Annotated in this window: 3 protein-coding genes; 1 reads left to right on the forward strand and 2 read right to left on the reverse strand. The window is 77.5% G+C overall.

The window, feature by feature from the left end:
* On the forward strand, nt 1-425 hold a 425-nt coding region (locus tag AB0J52_RS35735; RefSeq protein ID WP_500187346.1), incomplete at its 5' end, for an ATP-binding protein.
* A gap of 57 nt (nt 426-482) precedes the next feature.
* On the opposite strand, the gene AB0J52_RS35740 is transcribed toward AB0J52_RS35735, so the two are convergent.
* On the reverse strand, nt 483-1,766 hold the full coding sequence (locus AB0J52_RS35740; protein WP_500187347.1) for a helix-turn-helix transcriptional regulator: 1,284 nt from the start codon (nt 1,764-1,766) through the stop codon (nt 483-485).
* A gap of 250 nt (nt 1,767-2,016) precedes the next feature.
* A complete protein-coding gene (locus AB0J52_RS35745; protein WP_500187348.1) occupies nt 2,017-2,406 on the reverse strand; it encodes a cupin domain-containing protein in 390 nt (129 codons plus the stop codon).
* Nucleotides 2,407-2,572 lie beyond the last annotated feature (166 nt).

The following is a 2,572-nucleotide window of genomic DNA, read 5'->3' on the forward strand; positions in this document are numbered from 1 at the left end:
GGACGCTCACCGCCGAACCCGGCGCCGCCGCCCGCGCCCGCGCCCTCACCACCGCCCGCCTGCGGGACTGGGCCCGCCTCGGACGCATCGCCGCCGACCCCGCCGAGATCGACGACGTCACCCTCATCGTCGACGAACTCATCACCAACGCCGTCGTCCACGGGCGCGGCGCCGTCCGGCTCCTGCTGACCCTCGACGGCGCGCCCACCGCGCCGGTCCTGCTCGGCGAGATCAGCGACGACGACCCCGCCCTGCCCCCCGTGCCGCGCGGCCCCGTCCCCGAACCGCCCGTGCTGGACTGGTCCGAGGACGGCCGCGGGCTGCTGCTGGTCACGGCCCTGGCCACCGACTACGGGACCCGTCCCCGCCCACCGGGCAAGACCGTCTGGTTCACCCGCGACCTCAACCCCTGCCCCCGCTCCTGAAACCCCGCCCACCCGCCCCGGGACCGGTCAGATCACGCGGGCCGGACGGACGGTGGGTCAGGGCTGCAGCGGGCAGCGGTCCACCACCCACGCCTCCTCCTCGGCGTCCGCGCCGCCGCGCGGCGGCGCGGGCTCGTCGGTCAACCGGTCCAGATGCCACTCCACATGCGCCAGCGGCCCCCGCCACCCCGCCAGCAGGTCCGCGACCGGACGCGCCGGACCCGCACGCCCGAACCGCCGCGGCTCCGGCACCTCCCGCGCCCACACCACGTCGTCGCTGTCGGCGACCCAGCGCGCCAGGTCGTCCAGGACCTGCGACAGGTCCCGCGCCAGATCGCCCAGCGACCGCAGCGCCATCGCGTCCTGCACCATCGACTCCCACACCTCGAACGACGCGACGTGCTCGAACCCCTCCGGATACTCCGGCGGACGCCCCGCCGGCGCCGCCGGCCCGCCGGTCACCGCCGACCGCACCGCCGCGACCTGCCAGCGCGTCCACTCCGCCAGATGCCCCAGCACCGCGCGCAACGCCACCACGTTCGACGCCCCGCCGTCCTGGCCGCCCCGCGACCCGCGCCGGGAACCCCGCCCCGACCGGCCGCCGGGACCGTGTACCGACTCCACCGCCTCCCGCAACCGCATCCGGGTGAACTCCACCCGGTCCAGCGTCCACGCGCGGGCCTTCGCCGCGCCGTCGGCGCCGCGGCCCAGCGGGCCCCGCGCGGCCGGCTCGGCGGGCGGGCGCGGAGCCGGCACCCGCAACGCCGCCAGCAACGCGTCCAGGTCGCGCACACCGACACCCCGGCCCGACAGGAACGCCGCACCGATCCGCTCCAGCCGGAACAGCCGCGGCCCCTCCCGCGTCCGGCACCACCCGACCAGGTAGTCGGCGTCCGGGGCGGTCACCAGGCCGTGCGCCTCCACGTCCCGCACCGTCCGCGAACCCTGCCGGTCGGTGTACACCAGGCGCACCACCCGCCGGGTCCGGACGGCCTCGGCCAGCGTGTCCCGCACCGGGCCCACCAGCGACGCCGCCTCCCCGAGCGGCTCGCGCCGCGGCTGCGGCCGCAACGCGTAGCCCCGGCCGCGCTCGCGCCGCACCTCCAGCCCGCCGTGCGCCAGCAGCTCCACGTCCCGGCGGACCGTGCGGGCGCTGACGCCCAGCCGTCCCGCCAGGTCCCGGGCCTCGACCGCCTCCGGCGAGGCCCGCCGCAACTCGGCCACCAGCAACAGCAGCCGGTCGACCCGGTCCAGGTCGGCCGCGCCGCCCGCAGGGCCGCCCGCCGCGCTGTCCGCGGCACGCCGGACCCGGCCCTCGCGCACTCCTCGGTCGTCTGCCACCCACTCATCGTGACCGCAGACAGCGATCCCATGCCGCCCAGTGACACCCATGTCCCGCTCCAGCCACCCAACCGAGCGGCCCCGCCCACCCGGACCCGGCGTCCGGGACCCGTTCGGCCGCAGGACGGCGGCGGGGCCACTCGGCTCGGCTCGGCTCGGCCACTCGCGCGGGACGCGGCCACTCGCGCCGGGCACTCGGCCACTCGCGTGCGGCGGCGCGAGTGCTCGGCGCGTTGGGAGGCGGTCGCGGCTACCGCTGTTCCAGGCGGCTGCCGCGCGGAACCGTGACGGTCATGATGCTGCTCGGGACGTCCAGCTCGATCCGGTGCCAGCGGCCGCGCGGGACGATGGCGGCGGTCCCGGCCGGAAGCCGGACCTCCTCCCCGCCGCGCCCGGCGGACTCCGCCGGCTCGGGGCGCAGGCAGAGCCGGATCTTCCCGATGAGGCAGGACACCACCTCGTCGGCGTCCGGATGGACCTCCCAGTGGTCGGAGTGGACGTCCTCGGCGGTCTTGGCGTGGAAGACCGTCAGCCGCCAGTCGTCCGAGGCCGAGCCCTGGGCGTCGCGTTCGGCGCGGATCCCCCCGCCCCGGCGGAGGCGGAGGGACGACGCGCTCAGCTGGATCGGGACGACGCTCACGCCCGTCCCGCCTTCCTACGGCGATCTCTCATCGGACGCGTCCGTCACCGCGCGAGGGCGTCCCGGAGGAACGCGATGATGTCGGTCCGCGCGTTGTGCGCCTGGGGCTCCAGCACCGGCAGGCTGAGGAACGCGTGGCCCGCCCCCGGGTACTCGCTGAGCCGCG

The organism is Spirillospora sp. NPDC049652 (assembly GCF_040675125.1).
In the GTDB taxonomy this organism is placed as follows: domain Bacteria; phylum Actinomycetota; class Actinomycetes; order Streptosporangiales; family Streptosporangiaceae; genus Spirillospora.